Origin of the sequence: Streptomyces sp. NPDC058701 (assembly GCF_042715295.1) — a bacterium.
Lineage (GTDB): Bacteria > Actinomycetota > Actinomycetes > Streptomycetales > Streptomycetaceae > Streptomyces.
Map to the genome: position 1 here is coordinate 1 of NZ_JBHXSY010000035.1, position 24349 is coordinate 24349.

Here is a 24349-nt window from a genome sequence, read left to right on the forward strand (position 1 = left end):
CTGGGGGCCGGCGGCGCCCCGGGCGCCGCCCCGGGGGGGGGGGGCGGCGGGGGGTGGCCCCCCCCCGCCCCTCGGGGCCCGTGGCTACTGCTTGTGGATGGCCCAGGCGTGCTGGATGACCAGGTCGGCCTTCAGCTCGGTCAGCTGGACCGCGACCGCCGACGGGGCGGTGCCGCCACGGCCGTTGCGCGAAGCGAGCGCGCCCTTGACGTTGAGCACGGTCCGGACCTCCGGGGTCAGGTGCTCCGAGATCTTCGCGAACTGGTCGTCGGTGAGCTGGTCGAGCTCGATGCCCTCGCCCTCGCAGACCTTGACGCACTCGCCGGCCACCTCGTGCGCCACCCGGAACGGCACGCCCTGCTTGACCAGCCACTCCGCGATGTCGGTGGCGAGCGAGAAGCCGGCCGGGGCCAGCTCCTCCATCCGCTCCCGGTTGACCGTGAGGGTGGCCATCATGCCGGTGAAGGCCGGCAGCAGGACCTCCAGGGTGTCGCAGGAGTCGAAGACCGGCTCCTTGTCCTCCTGCAGGTCCCGGTTGTACGCCAGCGGGAGCGCCTTCAGCGTGGCGAGCAATCCGGTCAGGTTGCCGATGAGCCGCCCCGACTTGCCTCGCGCCAGCTCCGCGATGTCCGGGTTCTTCTTCTGCGGCATGATCGACGACCCGGTCGAGAAGGCGTCGTGCAGGGTCACGAAGGAGAACTCCTTCGTGTTCCAGATGATGATCTCCTCCGCGATGCGGGACAGGTTGATCCCGATCATGGCGGTGATGAAGGCGAACTCGGCGACGAAGTCCCGCGAGGCCGTGCCGTCGATCGAGTTGCCGACCGATCCGCGCTCGAAGCCCAGGTCGGCGGCGACCGCCTCCGGGTCCAGGCCCAGCGAGGAGCCCGCGAGGGCGCCCGAGCCGTACGGGGACACAGCGGTCCGGGTGTCCCACTGGCGCAGCCGCTCGGCGTCCCGGGACAGGGCCTGTACGTGGGCCAGCACGTGGTGGGCGAAGAGCACCGGCTGCGCGTGCTGGAGGTGGGTCCGGCCGGGCATGGCCACGTCCGCGTGGCTCTCGGCCAGGCCGATCAGGGCGTCCTGGAGGTCGGCGATCAGACCGCCGACGATCCGCGCGTGGTCGCGCAGGTACATCCGGAAGAGGGTGGCCACCTGGTCGTTGCGGGACCGGCCCGCCCGCAGCTTGCCGCCGAGCTCGGCGCCGAGCCGCTCCAGCAGCCCCCGCTCCAGGGCCGTGTGCACGTCCTCGTCCGCGACGGTGCCGGTGAAGGAGCCGTCCGCCACGTCGGCTTCGAGCCGGTCCAGGCCGTCGGTCATGCGGTCGAGCTCTTCGGCCGTGAGCAGGCCCGCCTTGTGCAGCACGCGCGCGTGGGCCCGGGAGCCGGCGATGTCGTACGGGGCGAGGCGCCAGTCGAAGTGGACCGACGCGGACAGCTTCGCGAGGGCCTCGGCGGGGCCGTCGGCGAAGCGGCCGCCCCAGAGCCGGACGTCACCGTTGTTGCTGCTCACAGCTACTGCTCCTCAAGGGGTGGGTGTGCGACGGCCTCCCCGCCGCGGAGGGGTGCGGGGAGCCGTCGGCGTACTGCGGGTCCTGCTGGTGCCGCCGGTGCTGCCGGCCGCGCCCGCGCTGCCCAACGACTCAGGCGGGGTCCCGATGCGCGATGGCCTCCGGGGACGGGCCGGGGCCTCTCCCTACGGTGCGCCCAACGGCAGGCATAACTATGCATTACTCCGTATGTTTCGTCAATCGGGCCTCAGCGCGCCCCTGTGACCAGCTCGAATATCGGAGGCGACGCGCCCGCCCGCTCCCTAGGATCGGTACGTGACACACCCGGGGGAGGGCACATGGGCGCCGAGGGGCGACAGGCTACGGAACAGGGCCGGGCGGCGGCGCAGGCGGTCCTGAGCGGCGCGGCGGACGGAACCGGCCCGGTGCCGCCCGGTGCGGGGCCGGAGGTGTGGACCGCATTCGACCAGGGGATCCGCTCGTACGCCCCGAACCGGTACGCCGGCACCGACCGACCCGAGGCCGCGCTCTGCCACCCCGACGGACGGATCCGCCAGCAGGCGCTGCGCGCCCCGCACCCCACGCCGGAACTCGTGGTGATCCGCTGCGCCGACTGGGTTCCCGCCGTACGGCGGGATGCCCGGCGGGTCCTGGCCGGCCAACTGGCCGCCGACCCGCTGCCGGCACTGCTCCGGCTGACCCCGCTCGTGCTGCGGCTCGGCCGCCGCGAGCAGGGCGACTGGGCGCTGGAGCTGTTCGAGGAGGCGCTGCGGTCCGCGGCCGGCGGCCCCGCCCTGGCCCGGCTGCACGACAGCCCCGACCTGCCCACCCGGCGGCTCGCCGCCCGGACCGCCGTCGGGACCGGCGCGCAGGACGTGCGGGAACTCGCCCGCCGGGCCGCCGCGGAGCCCGACCCCACGACCGCCCGGATCTGGACGGACGCGGCCCTCGCCCTTGCCGCCGCCTCCCCCGGCGGACCGGACGCCGAGGCCGTCGACACCCTGCTGGGCGGGCACGGCCCGCTGGTCCGCTCCGCCGGGGTCACCCTGCTGCGGCGGGCCGGACGCGGCGCCGAGGCCGGGCGCCACCTCGGCGACCGCTCCGGGCTGGTCCGGGCCTGCGCCCGCTGGGTGGTGCGCCGGGACGGCGGCGACCCGTACGCCCTCTCTCTCGCGCGCGTCACGGGCCCGGGACCCGTCACCGCCGCCGCGGTGCTCGGCTTCGCCGAGTGCGGCGGCCGTGAGGACGCCCCGCTGCTGCGGACGCTGCTGGAACACCCCGCCGGCGCGGTGCGGGCGGGCGCCGTCGCCGGACTGCGGCTGATCGACACCCACGACAGGGCCCTGCTGGAGCGGCTGCTGGACGACCCCGCGCCCGCCGTGGCCCGCGAGGCCTCGCTGAGTCTGAGGGACTCCGCGGACCTGCTGCACCCCGGCCGGCTGCTGGAGCGCGTCGCGCCCGGGCGCCCGCCGCACACCCGCCGAGCCGCCTACCGGCTGCTGCGCGCGCGGGGCGGAACGGCCGCGCTGCGCGCCTCGGTGGACCTGCTGGCGGACGCCGACCCGGACCTGCGCCGGATCGCCGGGCAGTACGTCCAGAGCCTGTGGTCCCCCCACCGTCCCCCCGCCCTGCCGGCCGGAGACCCGGAGGTCGGCGCGCTGCTGGACCGGTGCACGGGCCTGTTCAGCGACTACGTCACGGACCGGATGCGCCGGCAGCTGGGACTCCCCCTCCGCGCATCCCCGACGAACGGATAATGATCTCCATGGGAAAACTGCACGCGCGCATAGACGACCGGCTCCGCAGGTTCATCGAGGAGCAGCCCGTCTTCTTCACCGCCACCGCCCCGCTCGCGGGTGACGGCCACGTCAACCTCTCCCCCAAGGGCCGCGCGGGAACGCTCGTCGTCATCGACGACCAGACCCTCGCCTACCTGGACTTCGGCGGCAGCGGCGCCGAGACCATCGCCCACGTCCGCGAGAACGGCCGGATCACGCTGATGTGGTGTGCGTTCAGCGGGCCGCCCAACATCGTGCGGATCCACGGTGAGGGCGAGGCGGTCTTCCGCGACGACCCCCGCTGGGCCGGGCTGGTCGCCCTCTTCGGCGACGCCGACGGGCCGGCCGCCCGGGCCGTCATCGTCGTGCGGGCGCGCCGGATCACCGACGTGTGCGGGTACGCGGTCCCCTTCATGGAGTACCAGGGCGAGCGCACCCTGCACGCGGAGTACTTCGGCCGCAAGACGGACGACGAGTTCGCCGCCTACTGCGAGAAGAAGGATTTCATCGCGACCAGCGTCGACGGCCTGCCTGCGCTGCCGCTGCCCCTTCCGCCCCGTACCGTCTGACGTGTGCTGCGTACCGCTCTCGTCACCGGCTCACTGATCGTCACCGCCCTGCTCCCCCAGGGCCCTTCGCCGCTGCCCGCCCGGCTCGCCGACACCGGAGGGGGCAGCCAGCTGATCACCGCGGTGGCCCCCGCGCCCGGGTCGACGACCGGGCGGGTCACCTGGTGGGACCGGCGGGCGGGCCGCTGGTTCGAGGCCGGGAGCGCCGAGGCCCGCTTCGGGGCGAACGGGCTCACCGACGGCGCCGGCCGCGTCCAGGGCACGAACACGACGCCGACGGGGCTGTACGCGCTGCCGTACGCCTTCGGGATCCGCAGCGCCCCGGCCGGTACGCGGTACCACTACCGCCGGGTGACGGACGACGCGTGGTGGTGCCAGGACAACGCCTCCGGCAGCTACAACCGCTGGACGCGGCCGCTGCCCGCGGACTGCGCGCCGGGCGAGGCGGAGCACCTCGCGGACTACGGGACCCAGTACGCGCACGCGCTGGTCATCGCGTTCAACTACGACCGGCCCGTCCGCGGCCGGGGCGCCGGGATCTTCCTGCACGTCAACGGCAGTGCCGCGACTGCCGGTTGCGTGTCCGTACCGGACCGGGCCATGCGGGCGCTGCTGCGCTGGGCGGACCCCCGGCGGCGTCCGCACATCGCGATCGGCACCGGGTCGGGGGCCCTGGCGGTGACCCGCTACTGACCCGCGGGGGACGCGTGGGCGACCCGCTGCGGACGCGTGGGCGACCCGCGGCCGACGGGCCCGGAGGCGACCGCGCGGGCCGGGCTCCTCCCCCGTACGGTCAGCCTTCCTTCTGCGCCAGGCGCAGCAGGTGGTCGGCGAGGGCCTGGCCGCCCAGCGGGTCCCGGCTGATCAGCATCAGGGTGTCGTCGCCGGCGATCGTGCCGAGGATCTCGCGGAGTTCGGCCTGGTCGATCGCCGACGCGAGGAACTGCGCGGCCCCCGGCGGGGTGCGCAGGACCACGAGGTTGGCGGAGGCCTCGGCCGAGATCAGCAGTTCCCCGGAGAGGCGGCGCATCCGCTCCTCCTTCGCCGACTCCCCGAGGGGGGCCTGCGGGGTGCGGAATCCGCCCTCGCTGGGTACCGCGTAGATCAGCTCGCCGTTGGTGTTGCGGATCTTCACGGCCCCGAGTTCGTCGAGGTCGCGCGAGAGCGTCGCCTGGGTGACGCTCAGCCCGTCGTCCGCGAGCAGCTTGGCCAGCTGGCTCTGGGAGCGCACGGGCTGCCGGTTGAGGATGTCCACGATCCGCCGGTGCCGTGCGGTGCGGGTCTGCGGGACGGCCTGCCCGACGTGGTCGTTCTCCTGCGCCTGGGTCATCGTCGTCTCATTCTCCGGATCCGTCCCCGTGGGCTGTGTCGAGGATGCCGGGCAGGGCCCGGAGGAACGCGTCCACCTCGGCCTCGGTGAGTACGTACGGGGGCATCAGCCGTACGACGTCGGGGGCGGGCGCGTTGACCAGGAAGCCGGCGTCCTGAGCCGCCTGCTGCACCTGGGGCGCGAGGGGCTCGGTCAGCACGATACCCAGCAGCAGCCCGGCGCCGCGGACGTGGGAGACGAGCGGGTGGCCGGTTCCCTCGATGCCGGAACGCAGCCGCTCGCCCCGCTCCTTGACGCGGTCGAGGAGCCCTTCGGACGCGATCGTGTCGATGACGGCGAGCCCGGCCGCGCACGAGACGGGGTTCCCGCCGAAGGTGGTGCCGTGCTGACCTGGCCGGAGCAGCTCGGCGGCGGGGCCGAAGGCGGCCACGGCGCCGATCGGCAGGCCGCCGCCCAGGCCCTTGGCGAGGGTGACGAGGTCGGGCTCCACGCCCTCGTGGGCCTGGTGCTCGAACCACTGGCCGCACCGGCCGATGCCGGTCTGGACCTCGTCCAGGACGAGCAGGGTGCCGGTGGCGCGGGTGATCTCGCGGGCCGCCGTGAGGTATCCGGCCGGGGGGACGACGACGCCGTTCTCGCCCTGGATCGGCTCGATGACGACGAGCGCGGTCTCCTCGGTGACGGCGGCCCGCAGGGCCTCCGCGTCGCCGTACGGGACGTGCGTGACGTCGCCGGGCAGCGGCCGGAACGGGTCCTGCTTCGTCGGCTGGCCGGTGAGGGCGAGGGCGCCCATCGTCCGGCCGTGGAACCCGCCGTCGGTGGCGACCATGTGGGCGCGCCCGGTCAGCCGGCCGATCTTGAAGGCGGCTTCGACCGCCTCGGCGCCGGAGTTGCAGAAGAAGACCCTGCCGGGGCGGCCGAAGAGCTGGAGGAGCCGCTCGCCGAGCGCCACGACGGGCTCGGAGACGTAGAGGTTGGAGACGTGGCCGAGGGTGGAGATCTGGCCGGTGACGGCCTCGACGACCGCGGGGTGGGCGTGGCCCAGCGCGTTGACCGCGATGCCGCCGACGAGGTCGGTGTACTGCCGGCCGTCCGCGTCCCAGACCTGGGCGCCGTCACCCCGTACGAGGGCCAGGGCGGGCGTCCCGTAGTTGTCGGTCAGGGCGCCCCGCCAGCGGTCGCGGAACTCCTGGTTGCCGGTCTGCGCGGTCACTTCGCTCCCCCTTGCGGCTCGTCCGGCACGACCATCGTGCCGATTCCCTCGTCCGTGAAGATCTCCAGCAGGATCGAGTGCTGGACCCGCCCGTCGATGACGCGGGCGGTGGTCACGCCGTTGCGGACGGCGTGCAGGCAGCCCTCCATCTTCGGCACCATGCCGCTGGACAGCTCGGGCAGCAGCCTGTCGAGCTCGCTGACGGTGAGCCGGCTGATCACCTCGTCGCTGTTCGGCCAGTCCGCGTAGAGGCCCTCGACGTCGGTGAGGACCATCAGCGTCTCGGCGCCGAGGGCGGCGGCGAGGGCCGCGGCCGCCGTGTCCGCGTTCACGTTGTAGACGTGGTGGTCGTCGGCGCTGCGCGCGATGGAGGAGACGACCGGGATCCGGCCGTCCGACAGGAGGGCCTCGATGGCGCCGGTGTTGATCGAGGTGATCTCGCCGACCCGCCCGATGTCGACGAGTTCGCCGTCGATCTGCGGGCTGTGCTTGGTGGCGGTGATGGTGTGGGCGTCCTCGCCGGTCAGGCCGACGGCGAGCGGCCCGTGCTGGTTCAGGAGCCCGACCAGCTCGCGCTGGACGTGGCCCGCCAGGACCATCCGTACGACGTCCATGGCCTCCGGGGTGGTGACGCGCAGGCCCGCCTTGAACTCGCTGATCAGGCCCTGCTTGTCGAGCTGGGCGTTGATCTGGGGCCCGCCGCCGTGCACCACGACCGGCTTGAGGCCGGCCTGCCGCAGGAAGACCACGTCCTGGGCGAAGGCCGCCTTCAGGTCCTCGTCGATCATGGCGTTGCCGCCGAACTTGATGACGACGACCTTGCCGTTGTGACGGGTGAGCCAGGGCAGGGCCTCGATGAGGATCTCCGCCTTGGGCAGCGCGGTGTGCTTGCGCGCCGTGCCGGGGTGGGCGCCGGTGCCGGGCTGTCCGGCCTTGTCGCCGCTCATGAGCTGTACGCGCTGTTCTCGTGGACGTACTCGGCGGTGAGGTCGTTGGCCCAGATCACGGCGGACTCGGTGCCGGCCGCCAGGTCCGCGGTGATGCGCACCTCGCGGTCCTTCATGCTCACCAGGTCGCGGTCCTCGCCGACCGATCCGTTCTTGCAGACCCAGACGCCGTTGATGGCGACGTTCAGCCGGTCCGGGTCGAAGGCGGCCGCGGTGGTGCCGATGGCGGAGAGCACCCGGCCCCAGTTGGGGTCCTCGCCGTGGATGGCGCACTTGAGGAGGTTGTTCCGGGCGATGGACCGGCCGACCTCGACGGCGTCGTCCTCGCTGAGCGCGCCGACCACCTCGATGCGGATGTCCTTGCTGGCGCCCTCGGCGTCGCCGATCAGCTGGCGGGCGAGGTCGTCGCAGACGGTCCGTACGGCCTCGGCGAACGCCTCCTGCTCCGGCACCCGGCCGGACGCGCCGGAGGCCAGCAGCAGCACGGTGTCGTTGGTGGACATGCAGCCGTCGGAGTCGACCCGGTCGAAGGTGGTGCGGGTGGCGGAGCGCAGCGCCGTGTCGAGGGCGGCGCTGTCCACGTCGGCGTCGGTGGTGAGGACGACGAGCATGGTGGCGAGGCCGGGGGCGAGCATGCCCGCGCCCTTGGCCATGCCGCCGACCGTCCAGCCGTCCTGGGAGACGGTGGCGGTCTTGTGGACGGTGTCGGTGGTCTTGATGGCGACGGCGGCGGCTTCGCCGCCGTCGGGGGTGAGGGCGGCGGCCGCGGTCTCGATGCCGGGCAACAGCTTGTCCATGGGGAGCAGGACGCCGATGAGGCCGGTGGACGCGACGGCGATCTCGCCCGCGTTGAACTCGGCGCCCGTGCCGAGCCCGTTGAGGACCTCGGCGACCTTCTCGGCGGTGGCGTGGGTGTCCTGGAAGCCCCTGGGGCCGGTGCAGGCGTTGGCGCCGCCGGAGTTCAGGACGACCGCGCTGACGGCGGCGCCGCGCAGGACCTGTTCGGACCAGTGCACGGGCGCGGCCTTGACGCGGTTGGAGGTGAACACGCCCGCGGCGGCCAGACGCGGCCCGTGGTTGACCACGAGGGCCAGGTCCGGGTTGCCGTTCGCCTTGATTCCGGCCGCGATGCCCGCCGCCGTGAATCCCTGTGCTGCCGTGACGCTCACGGTGCTACTCCGATCGTGGAAAGGCCGAGCTGTTCGGGGAGCCCGAGGGCGATGTTCATGCTCTGCACCGCGCCGCCGGCGGTGCCCTTGGTCAGGTTGTCGATCGCGCTGACGGCGATGATCCGCCGGACGGACGCGTCGTAGGCGACCTGGACCTGGACGGCGTTGGAGCCGGTCACGGACTGGGTGGCGGGCCACTGGCCCTCGGGGAGCAGCCGGACGAAGGGCTCGTCGGCGTACGCCTTCTCGTAGGCCGCGCGGAGCTGCTCGGCGGTGGTGCCGGGGAGCGCCTTGGCGGAGCAGGTGGCGAGGATTCCGCGCGCCATGGGGACGAGGGTCGGCGTGAAGGACACCGAGACGCGCTGTCCGGCCACCGGGGAGAGGTTCTGCACCATCTCGGGCGTGTGGCGGTGTCCGCCGCCGACGCCGTACGGGCTGACGGAGCCCATGACATCGGAGCCGAGCAGGTGGGGCTTGAGGGCCTTGCCCGCGCCGGAGGTGCCGGTGGCGGCGACGACCACGGCCTCGGGCTCGGCGAGCTGCTCGGCGTACGCGGGGAACAGCGCGAGCGAGACGGCGGTGGGAAAGCAGCCCGGGACGGCGACCCGCTTGGCCCCGGCGAGGGCGGCACGGGCGCCGGGCAGTTCGGGGAGGCCGTAGGGCCAGGTGCCGGCGTGCGGGGCGCCGTAGAAGGCGTCCCAGTCGGCGGCGTCCTTCAGCCGGTGGTCGGCGCCCATGTCGACCACGAGCACGTCGTCGCCGAGCCGGGCGGCGACGGCGGCGGACTGGCCGTGCGGAAGCGCGAGGAACACGACATCATGTCCCCCGAGGACCTCGGGGGTGGTCGCCTCCAGGGTTCGCCCGGCGAGCGGTCCCAGGTGCGGTTGCAGGGAGCCGAGCAGCTGTCCGGCGTTGGAGTGCCCGGTCAGCGCTCCGATCTCCACCTCGGGGTGCGAGAGCAGCAGGCGCAGGAGTTCCCCGCCCGCGTACCCGCTCGCTCCGGCCACCGCTACACGTACTGCCATCGGACCCTCCTCGTCGATGGCATGACTATACGTATCACCGCAGTTTTATGCAAAGACACCGCTTCGGCCCGCTTCCGCGGGAGGGGGGCGTCGTGACCACGGGGGCCGCCCGCCGGGGCTGGGGTAGGCCCGCCCTGACCCCCCGTCGCGGCAGTCCCGGGCTTCGTCAGAGCGCCGTGCCCGCATTGCACGGATATCGTGGGACATGTGATCGAGTCTGGACGGCCGCGGCTCCGCAGACGCCCCGGCCCGGGAAGACTTGTGCGGCTGTCGCCGGTGATCCTGACCGTCGTCATCGCCAGCCTGGCCTACGCCACTCCGCCGGAAATGGCCTTCAGCCGCCTCCTGCCCGCGGCGCCGGCCCTCGCGGCGGCCATGTGGCCGGTGCTCCCCACCGTCCTGCTCGGAACCGTCTGCCTCCTCCTGATGATCGGCCTCGGCCTCGTCTTCCCCGACCTGGGGACGTGGTGGACCGCCGCCGGCATCATCGCGGTGACCGTGGCCGCCGCCTACGGAAGCCACGTCCGGCTCCAGCGGGAGCGCACCCTCTTCCAGGTGCGGCTCGTCGCCGACGCGGCGCAGCAGGTCGTGCTGAGCCCCATGCCCCGGCGCTTCGGCCGCCTCGCGATCGAGTCGCTGTACCTCGCGGCCGCGGCGGAGGCCCGGATCGGCGGGGACTTCTACGAGGTGGTCGACACGCCGTTCGGGGTCCGGCTGCTCATCGGCGACGTGCGGGGCAAGGGCCTGCCGGCGGTCGGGGCGGCCGCGGCCATCGTCAACGCCTTCCGGGAGGCGGCCTACGACGAGGCCGACATGGTCGACGTCGCGCGCAGGCTCGACGCCAGCAGCACCCGGTACAACGCCGCCTTCCCGCCCGAGGGGCCGATGGAGCGCTTCGCCACCGCCCTCCTCGTCGAGATCCCGCACGGGGGCGGCCGGATCGACGTCCTCAACTGCGGACACCCCCCACCGCTGCTCGTGCACCGCGGGAAGGTCCGCGTCCTCGAATCGGTCACCCCCTCGCCGCTGCTGAGCCTCGCGGAACTGATCGGCGAGCGGTACACCGTCGACACCTTCGCCTTCGCCCCCGACGACCTGCTGCTCCTCTACACCGACGGGATCGCCGAGGCCCGCGCCCGCGACGGCGAGTTCTTCCCGCTGACGGCCTGGATGCGCCGGCAGCCCCCGACGCCGCCCCGCGAACTGCTCGCGGCGCTCCACCGCGACCTCCTGCGCTACAGCAGGGGTCGCCTCGACGACGACATCGCCGCCCTCGCCGTACGGCTGTACGAGTCCTGACGGCGGGGAGCGGCCGGCCGCCCCGCGGGTCAGGAGGCGGTGGGGAGGGAGAGGTACCAGCGGCCCGGACCGCCCGTGAGGGTGAGCGTGGACAGGGGGCGGACGTCGACGTTCCAGTAGGTCAGCGGGGGCGCCTTCAGCACGAAGACCAGGGCCGCCCGCACCACCGCGGGCTCCGTCACCGCCACGATCGCGCTCCCGTCGTCCGCGGGCCGGGTGTCCAGCCAGCCGCCGACGCGGGAGATGAAGGCGCGCAGCGACTCGCCGCCGTGCGGGGCGGCCTCGGGGTCGGTCAGCCACGCGTCGACCGCGTCGGGTTCGTGGGCGGCCGCCTCGGCCAGGGTCAGCCCGCGCCAGCGGCCCATGTCGCACGCGCGCAGCGCGGGCTGGACGAGGGGCGCGTACCCGAGGGCCTCGCCCGTGGCCCGGCAGCGCGGCGTCGGGGAGCAGTAGCGCAGGTCGGCGGCGCCCAGCGGCACCAGTCCCCGGGCGGCGGACTCCACCGCGAGCCGGCCGGTGGCGTCCAGCGGGCGGTCGTCGTCGAAGCGCTCGGCGAGCAGCGGGCAACCACGGGCCGCGGCAACGAGCGAAACCCGAACATGCATGCGGTGATGGTGGGGCGCGGCGTCCTCCGGGTCAAGCGTCCGGGGCGTCCGGATCAGCGAGGGCGGCCCGCAGCCGTACGGCCGCCTCCACCAGTTCGGCGGGGCCCGCGACGGCCGCGAAGCTCATCCGTACGTGGGGCGCGGGCGGCTCCGCGCAGAAGTACGGGCGCCCGGGCGTGACCGCGACCCCGGCCCGCAGCGCCGCAGCGGTCACGGCGGTGTCGTCGCCGCCGACGGCGGGCCGGACCCACAGCTGGAAGCCCCCGGACGGCGGATGGGGCACCTCCAGGCCGGGCAGTTCGCGGCGCAGGGCACCGGTGAGCACGTCCCGGCGGTGGCGCAGCTCGGCGGCGACGGTCCGCAGGTGGCGCGGCCAGGCGGGTGCGCCGACCAGCTCCAGGGCCGCCTCCTGGAGCGGACGCGGCACGAAGAAGCTGTCCACGACCTGGATGGCGCGCAGCCGGTCCAGGACCGGGCCGCGCGCAGCCAGGGCGCCCACCCGCAGGCTGGGTGAGGTGGCCTTGGTCAGCGACCGCACGTGGACCACCACCCCGTCCGCGTCCTCGGCGGCGAGGGTGGCGGGCAGCGGGCCGGCGTCCTCGTGCGCCAGGGCCCGGGCGTAGTCGTCCTCGACCACGAAGGCACCGGCGGCCCGCGCGATCCGCAGCACCTCGGCCCGCCGCCCCGGGGCCAGCACCGCGCCGGTCGGGTTCTGGAACAGCGGCTGGCACACGAACACCCGTGCCCCGGTGGCCTCGAAGGCCGCGGCGAGCAGTTCGGGCCGGACCCCCTCGGCGTCCACCGGTACGGGAACGGGCCGGCACCCCGAGGCGCGGGCGATGGCCAGGAGCCCCGGATAGGTGGGCGACTCCACCAGGATCGGCGCCCCCGGAGGGGCGAGCGCCCGCAACGCGGTCGCCAGCGCGTTCTGCCCGCCCGCGGTGACCAGGACGTCCGCGGCGCCGACCGCCCCGCCGATCTCCCGGGCGAACCAGTCCCGCAGCTCCGGCAGCCCCTCGACGGGCGGCCGCCCCCAGGCGCCGGGCCGCCGGCCGGCCCGGGCCAGGGCCGCGGCCATGGCCCGCTCGGGCTGCAGCGAGGAGTGGAGGTAGCCGCCGCTGAGCTCGATGACCCCCGGCGGCGGCGTGGCGAGCGAGGCCAGCACCCCGGCGGCGTCCACGGACCGCGGGACGACTTCACCGGCCCCTTCCGCGCTGAGGGCGACCTCCTGCCAGGAGGTGTCCCCGGGCGCGGCGGCCTGCGTGCGCGGCAGGGCGCGGAACACGCCTGCGCCGGGGCGGGTGACGACGAGCCCCTCGGCGGCGAGCTGCGCGAGGGCCCGGGAGACCGTCACGGGACTGACGCGGTAACGGTCGACGAGCGACCGGCTCGACGGGAGCTTTCCACCGATCGAGTAGCGGTTCAGCTCTGCTCGCAGGGACTCGGCCAGTTCCACCACACTGCTACGCTCGTGCATGACAGCACAGAATAGCGCTATCCTCCCGGCCCCGATAGCGGTCGACGACTCCGTGAGCCGCCGGGGCACCCTCCTGGCCTCGCTGGGCGTCGTCGCCTTCTCGCTGACCTTCCCCGCCACCGCCTGGGGGCTGGAGAGCTTCGGCCCCTGGTCCCTCGTCTCGCTGCGCAGCGTCCTCGCGGCGGTCCTCGCCGGAGGCTTCCTGCTGGCCCTGCGGGTCGCCCCGCCCGCACGGGCGCACTGGGGCGGGCTGGCGGTGGTCGCCGCCGGAGTGGTCGTCGGCTTCCCGCTGCTCACCACCCTCGCACTGCGGACGTCGACCACCTCGCACGCCGCCGTGGTCGTCGGCCTGCTCCCGCTGACCACGGCCGCGCTCTCGGCGCTGCGCACCGGGGCCCGGCCCCCGCGCCGGTTCTGGGTGGCCGCCGTCGCCGGGGCCGCGGTCGTCCTCGCGTTCACCGTGGCGCAGAGCGGAGGCTCCCTCTCGGCCGGCGACGGCTACCTGTTCGGCGCGCTGCTGGTGTGCGCCGCCGGGTACACCGAGGGCGGGCGCCTTGCGCGGGAGCTGCCCGGGTGGCAGGTGGTCGGCTGGGCCCTGGTGCTGTGCCTGCCGCTCAGCCTGGCCGGCTCCGCGCTGGGGCTCGCGTACGAGCCGGTGCGGCTCACCGGGCACGGCCTGGCCGGCCTGGTCTGGGCGGCGGCCGGCTCCACCTTCCTCGGGCTGTACGTCTGGTACCGCGGCATGGCCGAGATCGGCGCGCCGCGGGCCAGCCAGCTCCAGCTCGCCCAGCCGCTGCTGACCCTGGTGTGGTCGGTGGCCCTGCTGGGCGAGCACCTGTCGCCCGCCGCGCCCGTGGCCGCCTGCGCGGTGCTCGTCTGCATCGCGGTCACCCAACGGGCCAGGTGACGAACGGGTCAAACCACAACGGGACGACCTAAACTGCTAACACCGGATCGGACCGCCACCGAGGAGGTCGGACATGCACGCGACCGAGGGCGACCAGCTGGTGCAGCACGGCAGGATCGTCGGCCAGAACGACAAGGTCGGCGAGATCACCCAGGTCCTGGGGGACAACGGAACCCCCCCCTACCGGGTGCGCTTCCAGGACGGACACGAGGCGCTCATGGCCCCCGGGCCGGACTGCGAGGTCCGCCACCCCCACCCCGAGGCGGACGCGCTCTGACGCCGCGCACGCCGACGCCACCCCGACCGGTGCCCGGCGGCCGGGCGCCGGGCGGCCGGGCGCCGGGCGGCCGGGCACCCGCTCAGCGCGGGCGGACCGTCGATCCGTAGTGGTCGGCGACCACCCGGGCCATCGCCCCGTTGGGGTCCGCGGCCACCTGGGTCGCCGAGAACCACAGGTGACCGCGGACCTCCGGGTACTGCCGCGCGAGGCGCACGTGCCGGGACGGCTCCGCCGGATCGCGCCAGGCGGCGGTGGGGCTGTTCGCATCGCTCCGGTACAGCGCTTCCCCGATGTAGAGGTCCACTCCCGTGCCCGAGACCGTCCGCGCCCACCACGGGACGAGGGCGGCGTAGTCGGCGGTGGGGTGGCCGATGTGCCAGTAGACCTGCGGGGCCACGTAGTCGATCCAGCCCTCGGTGACCCACTTGCGGGTGTCCGCGTACAGGTCGTCGTACGTGCCCAGGCCCGCCTGCGTCGGTGAACCGAGCGGGTCCCGGTCGGCGTTGCGCCAGACCGCGAACGGGCTGATGCCGAAGCGCGCCGCCGGCCGGAGCGTCCGCAGCCGCCCGGACATCTCGCGGACCAGGGTGTCGGTGTTGTGGCGGCGCCAGTCCGCGCGGGAGCCGAAGGAGGAGCCGTACCGCTCGTAGGCCTCGTCGTCGTCGAAGGACCGGCCGTCCACCGGGTACGGGTAGAAGTAGTCGTCCCAGTGCACCCCGTCGACGGGGTACCGCGCGACGGCGTCGAGCATCGCGTCCTGGACGAAGCGCCGCACCTCGGGCAGGCCGGGGTTGTAGTAGAGCTTTCCGCCGTACGGGACCGTCCAGCCGGGGTTGCGCCGGGCCGGGTGGGAGGCCGCGAGCCGGCCCGGGTCGGTGTGGTTGGCCACCCGGTACGGGTTGAACCACGCGTGCAGTTCCAGCCCGCGGGCGTGCGCCTCGGCGACGGCGGTGCCGAGCGGGTCCCAGCCGGGGTCGACCCCCTGCGCGCCGGTCAGCCACTGCGACCAGGGCTCCAGCCGGGAGGGCCACAGGGCGTCGGCCGCCGGGCGGACCTGGAGGACCACCGCGTTCAGGCGCCGCTCGACGGCCGTGTCGAGGAGGAACAGCAGCTCCTCGCGCTGCTCCGCCGCGGACAGCCCGGACGCGGAGGGCCAGTCCACGTTCTGTACGGAGGCGATCCACATCGCCCGGAACTCGGGAGCGTCCGCCCGCCCGGCCGACCGGGCCCGTCCCGCCCGCACCGCGGTCCCCGCCGCGCCCGCCCCGCCCACCGCGCCGATCGTCCCCGCACCCGTCCCCGCACCCGCCGCCGCTGCCGGGCCCGCCGCCGCGCCGGTCGCGGCCGCGGCCAGCGCTCCCGCCGCCCCCGCCAGCAGCCCCCGCCGTCCGATGTACGCCATGTGACGACTCCGTTCCTTTGCGTGAGATCCCTCTGCGTGCGCCCAGCATGCCCGCCCCGGGCCGCCACCGGGGTCAAGGTCGGGGGTAACGTCGGGGGGCGTGGCGGGCGCCGGAACGCAGTTACCACTGCCGAACACGGGGGACCCGCGATGGATGAGCAGCGAAAGGCACGATGTGACGGACCTCTCTACCCTCCCGACCGACATCGCTCGCGTCGGCGTAGTGGGCTGCGGCCAGATGGGCGCGGGAATCGCTGAGGTGTGCGCCCGCAGCGGCCTTGAGGTGATGGTCGCCGAGACCACCGGCGAGGCCCTGGAGATCGGGCGTACCCGGCTGCACAACTCCCTGATCAAGGCCGCCGAACGCGGCAAGATCAGTGAGGAGGAGCGGGACGCCACCCTGGCCCGCCTCACCTTCACCACCGACCTCGGCGAGTTCGCCGACCGCGACCTCGTCATCGAGGCCGTGGTCGAGAACGAGCAGATCAAGACGGAGATCTTCCAGGTGCTCGACCAGGTGGTCACCCGCCCGGACGCCATCCTCGCCTCGAACACCTCCTCGATCCCGCTGGTCAAGCTGGCCGTCGCCACCTCGCGGCCCGACCAGGTCATCGGCATCCACTTCTTCAACCCGGCCCCGGTGCAGCAGCTCGTCGAGCTGATCCCCGCGCTGACCACGGGTGACGAGACGGTCAAGCGCGCCGATGCCCTGGTGCGGGACGTGCTGGGCAAGCACGCGATCCGCGCCCAGGACCGTTCGGGCTTCGTGGTCAACGCGCTGCTCATCCCGTACCTGCTGTCCGCGATCCGGATGTTCGAGTCGGGCATCGCGAGCCGCGAGGACATCGACAACGGCATGGAGCTGGGCTGTGCCCACCCGATGGGCCCGCTGAAGCTGGCGGACCTGATCGGCCTGGACACGGTGGCCTCGGTGGCGGACTCGATGTACTCGGAGTTCAAGGAGCCCCTGTACGCCGCTCCCCCGCTGCTCCAGCGGATGGTCGACGCGGGCCGCCTCGGCCGCAAGACGGGCTCGGGCTTCTACCCGTACGCGTAGGACCCCCACCCGGGGCCGGGCCCTGCCCCGGACCGGCGCCGGTCCGGGGCAGGGCCCGTACGGGACCGCCTAGCCCAGCCGCAGGTGGTGCAGCAGGAGCAGCCCGGCCGCCATGTTCGCGGCCGGGACCTCTCCGCGCGCGATCATCTCCGGTACGAGCTTCAGCGGGACCCACTCCCGGCGCGAGGACTCGAAGTCGTCCTCGGGAGGGCCGGTGTAGGTGGCCCCGTCCGCCCAGTAGAGATGGTGGCGGGCGTCCGTCAGCCCGTTGGACGGCTCCACCGTCATCAAGTGGCGGAGCGGGCCGGGCCGCCAGCCCGACTCCTCCTCCATCTCCCGCGCGGCCGCGGCCTCGACCGACTCGCCCTCCTCGACGACACCCGCGGGCAGCTCCCAGCCCCAGCTGTCGGTGATGAAGCGGTGCCGCCAGAGCAGCAGCACCTCGTCGGACGCGTTGACCGCCGTGGCCACGGCCACCGGGCGCAGCCGGATCACGAAGTGGTCCAGGTGCCGGCCGTCGGGGAGCTCCACGTCCGCGAGGTTCACGTCGAACCAGCGGTTCCTGTACACAGTCTGCTCGTTCAGGTTCATCCACTGCACGGTCATGCCACCTTCCGATCGGATTGGTGGCAACATGGCAGCAGAACAGGCCCTCACAGGGGGACGCGCAGCGCCCCGTCGATGAGCAGGGCGGTCTCCCGCGCACCCGAACATCCGCTGGTCAGCAGCTGTGCGCGGACGGTGCGCAAGCGGTCGCGCAGGCGCAGCGACTCCATCCCCTTGGCGCGCTCGGCCATCTCGGCCGCGGCCGCCACGGCCCGGTCCGCCTCCCCCTGCCGCAACTGGATCTCGCACAGCATCGCCAGCCGGTGCACCCGGCCGCGGTCGTGGGCGGGGGTCCCCACGGCGGCCGCCGCCTGTTCGTGCGCCGCAGCGAGGTCGCCCAGGCTGAGCAGCGCCTCGGCGACCTGGACGTTGACCAGTCCGGGCTGTACGTAGCCGGTCTCGTCCGGCTCGGTGCCCGGCCGGATCCGGTCGGCGGCCGACTCCGCGAGCCGGATGCACTCCAACGCGGCCCGGTCGTCTTCGAGTTGGGCGTAGGCCTTGGCCTGCATGGCGTACAGGTCGGCGGCCAGCGCCGGGGTGGTGTGCCGGCCGGCGGAGCGCAGCGCCGCCTCCGCGAAGGCCACGGCCTGGCGGTACTCCTTCAGGTGCAGGGACTGGTTGACGATCAGCGCGACGACGTACGCTCCGAGCCCCCGGTCCCCACTGGCCTTGGCCAGGCGCAGGGCCTGGTGGAAGTAGCGCTGGGCCAGGCCGTGGGCGTCCGAGTCGTACGCGCAGATGCCCGCCACCGCCACGAGGGAGCCGGTGGCGCGGTGCAGGCGGCGGCCGACCTCGTCCGAGTAGCTCCCGCGCAGCATGGGCGCGGTCTCGCTGCCGAGGAAGCGGACGACGCGGTCCCGGGTCGCCACTCCGCCGGCCCGGCGGTACATGAGCTCGTAGTGCGCGCGGGCCGCCTTGAGGACCTCGATGTGCTCGGGTCCGATGCGGTGCGGGCCCTCCCGGGACACGTCGACGTCCTCGGGCGGGTTCTCCCACTCCCAGACCGGGATGACGGCCGGCGTCCCGGTGACGGCCCCGGCGGCGAGCGCCCGGGACTTGGCCTGCCCGTCCGAACGCCACAGGGCCGCGGCCCGGTCGACGAACCCGCTGAGCGGGGAGCCGTGGGCGGACGCGGGCCGGTCCGGCAGGCCCAGCCCGATGTCGTCCAGCCCGAGGGGGCGCCGCAGCCGGCCGCCGAGCACTTCGCAGATCAGGTCGGGGACCTGACCGCGCGGCCGCTGACCCTTCAACCACCGGGCGACGGCGGTGTGTTCGTAGCGCAGGGCGAGTCCGCGGGTTCTGCCCGCCTGGTTCACGAAGGCGGCGAGTCCGGCATGGGACATTCCCGCCTCGGCGAGGAGGGCGTCGAGCAGGACATTGGGCTGCATGGGCCGCTCCAAGGGCTCTTCGCCCACAGGCTAGTGGGTGGGCGCTCCACAGGGGGTGCACTGCGCCTGATTCACCCGGGGTGTACTGCGCCCAATTCACACAGGGTGTGAAGTGAGTACGCGCATAAATGCGATCCGCACCCTGCCGCGGGAGCCCCCGCGCGCGCTTCACTTAAGGGCCTCGCCAAGAGGCAGCCCGGGTCGTCGGCTCCCCCTCGTACAGTGCGACGACCCGTCACCGCGCCGCCCGCCCTGCTGTCTGCCCGACACTCCATGGCAGGCGGGCGGCGCGTTCCGGCTCAGCCGGCGCCCGGTTGGTCGCCGGGACCCGGCGAGCCGGCCGAACGCGCGCCGGGTCCATCCACCGGCCCCGGGGCGCGGTTCGGCTCCCGCCCGGGCCCGTCCGGCCCGGCCGTCGCGGGGCACCGGCAGGGCGGTTCGTCGGCGGGCCGCCCTGCCGGTGCGCCGCGGCCCGTACGCCCCCGGCCGTTCCCGGCCGGCGCCGGCCACGCGCGAGGGGCGCGCCCGGTGGTGCCGGACGCGCCCCTCGTCTTGCCGTGCGGGTGGGCGGTTACGCGCCCCGGAGCACCGCCCCGGTCAGCTCGCCGGCCAGTGCCACCGCCGCGTCGCGCGCGGCCGTGGACTCCTCCGCGGTCAGCGTGCGGTCGGTCGCGCGGAAGCGCAGCGCGTACGCCAGGGACTTCTTGCCCCCGCCGACCTGCTCACCGGTGAACACGTCGAACAGCCGCAGGGACTCCAGCAGTTCACCGGCCCCCCGGCGCAGCGCGTCCTCCACGGACGAAGCCGGGACGGACGCGTCCACGATCAGCGCGACATCCTGGGTCGCCACCGGGAAGGTGGAGATCCGGGGCGCGTGCAGGGAATCGGCGCCGGCCGCCCCGAGGCGGTCCAGGTCGAGTTCCATCGCACTGGTGCGGGCCGGCAGACCCAGCGCCTTGACCACGCGCGGGTGCAGCTCGCCGGCGTGGCCGATCACCTGCTCGGCACCGTCGACGGTGACGACCAGCTCGGCGCAGCGGCCCGGGTGCCAGGGACCGTACTGGCCCTGGCGGACGACCAGTTCGGCACCGGCCAGGGCGGCCAGCACGCGGGCGGCCTGGACGGCGTCCGCCCAGTCGGCCGGGCGGCCCCCGCCCCACCAGCCGGCCTGCTCGCGCGCACCGGCCAGCACGACCGCGGCGTGCCGCGGCTGCGCGGGCAGGGCCGCGTCCAGGGTGGCGATCTCCTCGTCCGTGGGACGCCGGTCGACGGGCAGCCGTACGGCGACACCCGGCCGCTCGGCGGCGAGGAAGACCGAACCGGTCTCGAAGAGCGCGAGGTCGTGGCTGCCCCGGCTGTCGTTGCGGCGCAGCGCGCCGAGCAGACCCGGGAGCAGCGTGGTGCGCAGCGCCGGCTCCTCGTCGGAGATCGGGTTGACCAGCTTGACGACCCGGCGGGCGGCGTCGTCCGCGGGCAGCTGGAGCTGGTCGAAGACCCGCTCCCCCACGAACGGGTAGTTCAGCGCCTCGACGTAGCCGGCGCCGGCCAGCGCGCGGCCGACGCGGCGGTGCAGCTGCTGGCGGGCCGTGAGGCCGCGCCCGGAGGGCACCTGCGGGAGGGTGGACGGGAGGTTCCCGTAGCCCTCCAGCCGGATGACCTCCTCCGCGAGGTCGTTGGGCTCGGCGAGGTCGGGCCGCCACGACGGGACGGTGACGACGAGCTCGTCCTGGCCGTAGACGTCGCAGCCGACCTCCTGGAGGCGGCGCACGACGGTCTCGCGGCCGTAGTCCATGCCCGCGACCCGGTCCGGGTGGTCCGCGCTCATCGCGATGGAGCGCGGGGCGCCCGGGGCGAGGAACTCGGTGACGCCGGCCTCGGCGGTGCCGCCCGCGAGCAGCACGAGCAGGTCGACGGTCCGCTGCGCGGCCGCGGCGGCGGCCTGCGGGTCGACGCCCCGCTCGAAGCGCTTGGAGGCCTCCGAGGAGAGCTTCAGCCGGCGGGCGGTGCGCGAGATCGACACGGAGTCGAAGTGCGCGGCCTCGATGACGACGTCCGTGGTCCCGGTGACCTGTCCGGTCGCGCCGGAGGGGTCGAAAGGCGTGGTGACGGAGTCGGCGATCTCGGTGTTGGCGCCGCCCATGACGCCGGCGAGGCCGATCGGCCCGCGGGCGTCCGTGATCACCAGGTCCTCGGAGTCGAGCGTGCGCTTGACCCCGTCGAGGGTGGTGAGCTTCTCGCCCTGCTCCGCGCGGCGGACGCCGATCGTGCCGTCGATCCGCGAGCGGTCGTAGGCGTGCAGCGGCTGGCCGAGCTCCAGCATCACGTAGTTGGTGATGTCGACGGCGAGCGAGATCGGGCGCATGCCCGCCTTCTGCAGGCGGCGGGTCAGCCAGATCGGGGAGCGCGCCTCGGGGTCGAGGCCGGTGACCGTACGCGCGGTGAAGCGGTCGCAGCCGGCCGGGTCGTCGACCTTGACCGGGTAGCCGTACGCGTTCGGCGCGGGGACGTCGAGCAGCGCCGGGTCGCGCAGCGGCAGGCCGTACGCGGTCGCCGCCTCGCGGGCGATGCCGCGCAGGGACATGCAGTAGCCGCGGTCCGGGGTGATGTCGATGTCGAGGACCTCGTCGACGAGCTCCAGGAGCTCGATCGCGTCGGTGCCGACCTCGTGCTCGGGCGGCAGCACGATGATGCCGTGGGTGCCGTCGTCGCCCATGCCCAGCTCGTCGCCGGAGCAGATCATGCCGTGCGAGGTGCGGCCGTAGGTCTTGCGCGAGGCGATCGCGAAGTCGCCGGGCAGGACCGCACCCGGCAGGACCACGACGACCTTGTCGCCGACGGCGAAGTTCCGGGCGCCGCAGACGATCTCCTGCGGCTCGCCGGTGCCGTTGGCGGTGCCCACGTCGACCGTGCAGAAGCGGATCGGCTTGCGGAAGCCCTCGAGCTCCTCGATGGTCAGCACCCGGCCGACGACGAGCGGGCCCTTGAGCCCGCCGCCGAGCTGCTCGACGGTCTCGACCTCGAGGCCGGCGTCGACCAGTTTGGCGGCTACGTCGCGGGCGGTCTCACCCGCGGGGAGGTCGACGTACTCCCGCAGCCAGGAAAGCGGGACGCGCATCAGATCTCACTCCCGAACGGCCGGGTGAAGCGAACGTCACCCTCGACCATGTCTCGCATGTCTTCTACATTGTGACGGAACATCAGCATCCGCTCGATGCCGAACCCGAAGGCGAACCCGCTGTACTTCTCCGGGTCCACACCGCAGGCGGTGAGCACCTTGGGGTTGACCATGCCGCAGCCGCCGAGCTCGATCCAGCCCTCGCTGGAGCAGGTGCGGCACGGGCGGTCGGGGTTGCCCACCGACGCGCCGCGGCACACGTAGCACTGCATGTCCATCTCGGCGGACGGCTCGGTGAAGGGGAAGAAGTGCGGGCGCAGGCGCGTGGTCGTGCCCTCGCCGAACAGCTCCTGGACCATGTGGTCCATGGTGCCCTTGAGGTCGGCCATGGTCAGGCCCTCGTCCACGGCGAGCAGCTCGACCTGGTGGAAGACCGGGGTGTGCGTCGCGTCGAGCTCGTCGGTGCGGTACACCCGCCCCGGACACACGATGTAGACGGGGGGCTTGCGCTCCAGCAGCGAGCGCGCCTGCACCGGGGAGGTGTGGGTGCGCAGCACGACGCCGGACTCGGTGCCCGAGCCCGCGGCGGAGCCGTTGGTGGACAGGCTCTCGGGCCCCTGGACGAAGAAGGTGTCCTGCATCTGGCGGGCGGGGTGGTCGGGCGTGAAGTTGAGGGCGTCGAAGTTGAACCACTCCGCCTCGACCTCGGGTCCTTCCGCGACCTCGTACCCCATGGCCGTGAAGATGTCCGCGATGCGGTCCATCAGCGTCGTCAGGGGGTGCCGGGCGCCGGAGGGCGCGCGGTCGTAGGGCAGCGTGACGTCCACCGCCTCCTCGACGAGCACCCGCTCGTCACGCTCCGCCTCCAGCTCGACCGTGCGCGACCCGAAGGCCTTGTTCACGGCGCCGCGGGCCTGGCCCACGCGCTTGCCCGCCTCGGCCTTGGCCTGGGGTGGCAGGGCGCCGATCTCGCGGTTGGCGAGCGCCAGGGGCGAGCGGTCGCCCATGTGCGCGGTCTTCGCCTCCCGCAGCGCGTCGAGGTCGCCGGCGGACGCGAAGGCGGCGAGCGCCTCGTCCCGCATGCGCTCGATCTCTTCCGGTTTCAGTGCCTCGACCTCGACAGGGTCGTACGACTTGTTCGGTGCCGACATCTCTTCCCGTACTTCCGGTGGCTGGCTGGTGGTCCCCGACGACTTGATCGACCTGATCGACACAAGGACACAAAGGTGCCAAAGGTCGAGTCTAAAGGCCGTCGGGGGTGAAGGAGCCCGTGGGCCGCCTGCCGAGACGCTCCGCAGTGTTACTGCGTGAGGTAGGCCGGGGCACTCACGGGCAGAATAAATCGGAACTCGGCTCCGCCGCCGGGCCCGCGGCCGACCGCGATGGTGCCGCCGTGGGCCTCCACGATGCCCTTGACGATGTACAGGCCCAGGCCGGTGCCGCCGCGCTTGCTCCCCCGCCAGAAGCGGGTGAAGACGCGGCCCATCGACTCCTCCGGGATCCCGGGGCCTTCGTCGGACACGGTGACGGCTGTTCCCTTCTCGTGCGGCGCCACGTCGATGGTGACCGTTCCCTCACCGTGCCGCACCGCATTTTCGAGGAGGTTGCCGAGGATCTGGTCGATCTTGTCCGGGTCGGCCCACAGATCGGGGAGCGGACGGCAGACGCTGACGAGGAACCGCTCGGGGGCCTGCCCGTTCGCGGTCAGCGCCTGGACGTGGCGGGCGACGGCGGTGCCGATGTCGACCGGCTGTCGGCGCACCTCCAGACGGCCGGAGTCGATGCGGGAGATGTCGAGGAGCTCGGCGATGAGCCGGGTGACGCGGTTGGCGTCGGCGTCGACGGTCTCCAGCATCAGCCGCTTCTGGTCGTCGGTGAACCGCTCCCATTTGGCGAGCAGGGTCGCCGTGAAGCCCTTGACGGAGGTCAGGGGGGAGCGCAGTTCGTGCGCGACGGTGGCGATCAGCTCGGCGTGGCTGCGCTCGGTGCGGCGGCGGGCCTCGGTGCCGCGCAGGGTGATGACGAGGCGGCGCAACGGGCCGGTGGGGTGCGTGCGCACGTAGCGGGCGGAGACGAGCACCTCGCGGCCGCCGGGCAGCAGCAAGTTGCGCTCGGGCTGGCCCCGCCGGGTGGCCAGGCCTCCGTACGGGTCGGTCAGCGCCCACCAGCGGCGGCCTTCGAGGTCCTCCAGCGGCAGGGCGCTGTCGATACGGGTGCCCAGCGCCCGTGCGGGGTCGGTGGCGGTCATCCGGGCCGCGGCCAGGTTGAAGCAGATGACCCGCCCGGAGGCGTCGGCGACGACGAGCCCGTCGGGCAGGTCGTCGGGGTCGATGCCGCCCCCCAGCCGCTCGCCGGCGGCGTCGCCGGGCCCCGGACCGACGGGGACGCCCGGGCCGGGGGCCCCGGACGCGGCCCCGGCGTCGTACGGCGGTCGCGGCGCGGGCGGGCTGTCCGGGACGGGCGTACGGGCCGCCGCGCGGGACTGCCCCGCTCCGGAGCCCGGCCCGTCGGCGGCCTCGGCCTCGGCCTCGGGGGCGGGACGGGCGGGACCCGACTGGGGCGGGACTCCGGCCAGGGCGGCTCGGACGTCCGGGAGACGCTCGGCGGCGGGGCCGGTGGTCCGGCCGGCCTGCGGCGAGCTGTTCGTACCGACGGTCATGTCCCCGTACCCC

General features: G+C 74.1%; 21 protein-coding genes. 7 read left to right on the forward strand and 14 right to left on the reverse strand.

The window, feature by feature from the left end; translation table 11 throughout:
• Positions 1 to 84: 84 nt before the first annotated feature.
• The gene (gene argH / locus ACFWW8_RS28770) at positions 85 to 1512 is read right to left on the reverse strand and encodes an argininosuccinate lyase (RefSeq protein ID WP_386532979.1); all 1428 of its coding nucleotides are present in this window, start codon (positions 1510 to 1512) and stop codon (positions 85 to 87) included.
• Positions 1513 to 1848: 336 nt separating this feature from the next.
• On the opposite strand from argH, the gene ACFWW8_RS28775 reads away from it, so the two are divergent.
• The 3 genes from ACFWW8_RS28775 to ACFWW8_RS28785 are packed head-to-tail and all read left to right on the forward strand — an operon-like array spanning position 1849 to position 4550.
• A complete protein-coding gene (locus ACFWW8_RS28775; protein WP_386532982.1) occupies positions 1849 to 3267 on the forward strand; it encodes a hypothetical protein in 1419 nt (472 codons plus the stop codon).
• 8 nt (positions 3268 to 3275) lie between these two features.
• A complete protein-coding gene (locus ACFWW8_RS28780) occupies positions 3276 to 3857 on the forward strand; it encodes a pyridoxamine 5'-phosphate oxidase family protein (RefSeq protein WP_386532985.1) in 582 nt (193 codons plus the stop codon).
• 6 nt (positions 3858 to 3863) lie between these two features.
• Positions 3864 to 4550: a L,D-transpeptidase gene (locus tag ACFWW8_RS28785; protein ID WP_386533160.1), complete on the forward strand. Its 687-nt coding sequence runs from the start codon at positions 3864 to 3866 to the stop codon at positions 4548 to 4550.
• A 100-nt stretch (positions 4551 to 4650) separates the two neighbouring features.
• Here ACFWW8_RS28785 and ACFWW8_RS28790 read toward each other — a convergent pair whose 3' ends face one another.
• Genes ACFWW8_RS28790 through argC form a run of 5 tightly spaced genes read right to left on the reverse strand, consistent with a single transcriptional unit; the run spans position 4651 to position 9541 of the window.
• Positions 4651 to 5187, reverse strand: coding sequence for an arginine repressor (locus ACFWW8_RS28790; RefSeq protein ID WP_383925879.1), 537 nt, complete (start codon positions 5185 to 5187; stop codon positions 4651 to 4653).
• A 7-nt stretch (positions 5188 to 5194) separates the two neighbouring features.
• Positions 5195 to 6400 carry an acetylornithine transaminase gene (locus ACFWW8_RS28795; protein ID WP_386532989.1) on the reverse strand — a complete coding sequence of 402 codons (1206 nt, stop codon included), beginning with the start codon at positions 6398 to 6400 and terminating at the stop codon, positions 5195 to 5197.
• Positions 6397 to 7347, reverse strand: coding sequence for an acetylglutamate kinase (gene argB / locus ACFWW8_RS28800; RefSeq protein WP_386532992.1), 951 nt, complete (start codon positions 7345 to 7347; stop codon positions 6397 to 6399). The genes ACFWW8_RS28795 and argB overlap by 4 nt, the downstream gene beginning before the upstream one ends.
• Complete coding sequence (gene argJ / locus ACFWW8_RS28805) at positions 7344 to 8516, reverse strand: bifunctional glutamate N-acetyltransferase/amino-acid acetyltransferase ArgJ (RefSeq protein ID WP_386532995.1); 1173 nt, start codon at positions 8514 to 8516, stop codon at positions 7344 to 7346. Before argJ ends, argB begins: the two co-directional genes overlap by 4 nt.
• Positions 8513 to 9541: an N-acetyl-gamma-glutamyl-phosphate reductase gene (argC, locus tag ACFWW8_RS28810; protein WP_386532997.1), complete on the reverse strand. Its 1029-nt coding sequence runs from the start codon at positions 9539 to 9541 to the stop codon at positions 8513 to 8515. The genes argJ and argC overlap by 4 nt, the downstream gene beginning before the upstream one ends.
• A gap of 207 nt (positions 9542 to 9748) precedes the next feature.
• Here argC and ACFWW8_RS28815 point away from each other — a divergent pair, with 207 nt between their 5' ends.
• A complete protein-coding gene (locus ACFWW8_RS28815; protein ID WP_386533000.1) occupies positions 9749 to 10840 on the forward strand; it encodes a PP2C family protein-serine/threonine phosphatase in 1092 nt (363 codons plus the stop codon).
• Positions 10841 to 10869: 29 nt separating this feature from the next.
• Here ACFWW8_RS28815 and ACFWW8_RS28820 read toward each other — a convergent pair whose 3' ends face one another.
• Complete coding sequence (locus tag ACFWW8_RS28820) at positions 10870 to 11445, reverse strand: histidine phosphatase family protein (RefSeq protein ID WP_386533003.1); 576 nt, start codon at positions 11443 to 11445, stop codon at positions 10870 to 10872.
• A 31-nt stretch (positions 11446 to 11476) separates the two neighbouring features.
• On the reverse strand, positions 11477 to 12922 hold the full coding sequence (locus ACFWW8_RS28825; protein WP_386533006.1) for a PLP-dependent aminotransferase family protein: 1446 nt from the start codon (positions 12920 to 12922) through the stop codon (positions 11477 to 11479).
• Between ACFWW8_RS28825 and ACFWW8_RS28830 the strand changes: the two genes are divergently transcribed.
• Entirely contained in the window at positions 12921 to 13829 is a 909-nt protein-coding gene (locus ACFWW8_RS28830; RefSeq protein WP_386533009.1) for a DMT family transporter, read from the forward strand. The genes ACFWW8_RS28825 and ACFWW8_RS28830 overlap by 2 nt on opposite strands.
• 73 nt (positions 13830 to 13902) lie before the next feature.
• Positions 13903 to 14106 carry a DUF1918 domain-containing protein gene (locus ACFWW8_RS28835; protein WP_386533012.1) on the forward strand — a complete coding sequence of 68 codons (204 nt, stop codon included), beginning with the start codon at positions 13903 to 13905 and terminating at the stop codon, positions 14104 to 14106.
• An 82-nt stretch (positions 14107 to 14188) separates the two neighbouring features.
• Here the strand turns inward: ACFWW8_RS28835 and ACFWW8_RS28840 are convergent, their stop codons facing one another.
• Entirely contained in the window at positions 14189 to 15511 is a 1323-nt protein-coding gene (locus ACFWW8_RS28840) for a glycoside hydrolase family 10 protein (RefSeq protein ID WP_386533014.1), read from the reverse strand.
• 154 nt (positions 15512 to 15665) lie between these two features.
• On the opposite strand from ACFWW8_RS28840, the gene ACFWW8_RS28845 reads away from it, so the two are divergent.
• Positions 15666 to 16568, forward strand: coding sequence for a 3-hydroxybutyryl-CoA dehydrogenase (locus ACFWW8_RS28845; RefSeq protein WP_386533017.1), 903 nt, complete (start codon positions 15666 to 15668; stop codon positions 16566 to 16568).
• Positions 16569 to 16637: 69 nt separating this feature from the next.
• Here ACFWW8_RS28845 and ACFWW8_RS28850 read toward each other — a convergent pair whose 3' ends face one another.
• The 5 genes from ACFWW8_RS28850 to ACFWW8_RS28870 form a co-directional block, all read right to left on the reverse strand.
• On the reverse strand, positions 16638 to 17168 hold the full coding sequence (locus ACFWW8_RS28850; RefSeq protein WP_386533163.1) for an NUDIX hydrolase: 531 nt from the start codon (positions 17166 to 17168) through the stop codon (positions 16638 to 16640).
• Positions 17169 to 17221: 53 nt separating this feature from the next.
• The gene (locus ACFWW8_RS28855; protein WP_386533020.1) at positions 17222 to 18562 is read right to left on the reverse strand and encodes a transcriptional regulator; all 1341 of its coding nucleotides are present in this window, start codon (positions 18560 to 18562) and stop codon (positions 17222 to 17224) included.
• A 571-nt stretch (positions 18563 to 19133) separates the two neighbouring features.
• On the reverse strand, positions 19134 to 21677 hold the full coding sequence (gene pheT / locus ACFWW8_RS28860; RefSeq protein ID WP_386533023.1) for a phenylalanine--tRNA ligase subunit beta: 2544 nt from the start codon (positions 21675 to 21677) through the stop codon (positions 19134 to 19136).
• A complete protein-coding gene (gene pheS / locus ACFWW8_RS28865; protein ID WP_386533026.1) occupies positions 21677 to 22828 on the reverse strand; it encodes a phenylalanine--tRNA ligase subunit alpha in 1152 nt (383 codons plus the stop codon). The genes pheT and pheS overlap by 1 nt, the downstream gene beginning before the upstream one ends.
• Before the next feature lie 149 nt (positions 22829 to 22977).
• A complete protein-coding gene (locus ACFWW8_RS28870) occupies positions 22978 to 24336 on the reverse strand; it encodes an ATP-binding protein (RefSeq protein WP_386533028.1) in 1359 nt (452 codons plus the stop codon).
• Between the last annotated feature and the right edge of the window lie 13 nt (positions 24337 to 24349).

What these genes read in the sequence shown, in the direction of transcription:
- ACFWW8_RS28775 (WP_386532982.1), top strand. Translation starts at nt 1,849, where the DNA reads ATGGGCGCCGAGGGGCGACAGGCTACGGAACAGGGCCGGGCGGCGGCG.
- ACFWW8_RS28780 (WP_386532985.1), top strand. Translation starts at nt 3,276, where the DNA reads ATGGGAAAACTGCACGCGCGCATAGACGACCGGCTCCGCAGGTTCATC.
- ACFWW8_RS28790 (WP_383925879.1), bottom strand. Translation starts at nt 5,187, where the DNA reads ATGACCCAGGCGCAGGAGAACGACCACGTCGGGCAGGCCGTCCCGCAG.
- argB (WP_386532992.1), bottom strand. Translation starts at nt 7,347, where the DNA reads ATGAGCGGCGACAAGGCCGGACAGCCCGGCACCGGCGCCCACCCCGGC.
- argC (WP_386532997.1), bottom strand. Translation starts at nt 9,541, where the DNA reads ATGGCAGTACGTGTAGCGGTGGCCGGAGCGAGCGGGTACGCGGGCGGG.
- ACFWW8_RS28820 (WP_386533003.1), bottom strand. Translation starts at nt 11,445, where the DNA reads ATGCATGTTCGGGTTTCGCTCGTTGCCGCGGCCCGTGGTTGCCCGCTG.
- ACFWW8_RS28830 (WP_386533009.1), top strand. Translation starts at nt 12,921, where the DNA reads ATGACAGCACAGAATAGCGCTATCCTCCCGGCCCCGATAGCGGTCGAC.
- ACFWW8_RS28825 (WP_386533006.1), bottom strand. Translation starts at nt 12,922, where the DNA reads ATGCACGAGCGTAGCAGTGTGGTGGAACTGGCCGAGTCCCTGCGAGCA.
- ACFWW8_RS28835 (WP_386533012.1), top strand. Translation starts at nt 13,903, where the DNA reads ATGCACGCGACCGAGGGCGACCAGCTGGTGCAGCACGGCAGGATCGTC.
- ACFWW8_RS28840 (WP_386533014.1), bottom strand. Translation starts at nt 15,511, where the DNA reads ATGGCGTACATCGGACGGCGGGGGCTGCTGGCGGGGGCGGCGGGAGCG.
- ACFWW8_RS28845 (WP_386533017.1), top strand. Translation starts at nt 15,666, where the DNA reads ATGAGCAGCGAAAGGCACGATGTGACGGACCTCTCTACCCTCCCGACC.
- ACFWW8_RS28855 (WP_386533020.1), bottom strand. Translation starts at nt 18,562, where the DNA reads ATGCAGCCCAATGTCCTGCTCGACGCCCTCCTCGCCGAGGCGGGAATG.
- pheT (WP_386533023.1), bottom strand. Translation starts at nt 21,677, where the DNA reads ATGCGCGTCCCGCTTTCCTGGCTGCGGGAGTACGTCGACCTCCCCGCG.
- pheS (WP_386533026.1), bottom strand. Translation starts at nt 22,828, where the DNA reads ATGTCGGCACCGAACAAGTCGTACGACCCTGTCGAGGTCGAGGCACTG.
- ACFWW8_RS28870 (WP_386533028.1), bottom strand. Translation starts at nt 24,336, where the DNA reads ATGACCGTCGGTACGAACAGCTCGCCGCAGGCCGGCCGGACCACCGGC.